1 protein-coding gene is annotated in these 384 nt (G+C 40.9%); it reads right to left on the bottom strand.

What is annotated here, in order from left to right:
• Positions 1-384 (bottom strand): NAD(P)/FAD-dependent oxidoreductase (locus FGF67_RS16930; protein ID WP_158293247.1); only part of this gene is annotated, 384 nt, incomplete at both ends.

A 384-nucleotide genomic window follows, 5' to 3' on the forward strand; every position in this document is an offset into this window, starting at 1 on the left:
CGCACCAACATCGTTACTTTTTTACAAAGCTTTGACAAATAATGGGCTTCCTCACAGGCTGAATCTCCTGCGCCTACTATAACCACTTCCTGATTTCTATAAAAGAAGCCATCACAAACCGCACAGGCCGATACTCCTCCGCCCAGTTGTAAATACTTTTGCTCAGATTCTAAGCCCAGATATTTCGCTGAAGCTCCTGTTGAAATAATCACCGTATCACAATGTATTTCTTTCTCTTCATTAACCCATACTTTATGAATAGCACTTGAAAAATCAACTTTTGTAATCCAACCATCTCTAATATCGGCTTCAAAACGCTGGGCTTGAGCTTGTAATTGCATCATCATTTCTGGACCTGTAACCCCTTCTGGATAGCCTGGAAAA

This window comes from Allotamlana fucoidanivorans, from assembly GCF_006265225.1.
GTDB lineage: Bacteria > Bacteroidota > Bacteroidia > Flavobacteriales > Flavobacteriaceae > Allotamlana > Allotamlana fucoidanivorans.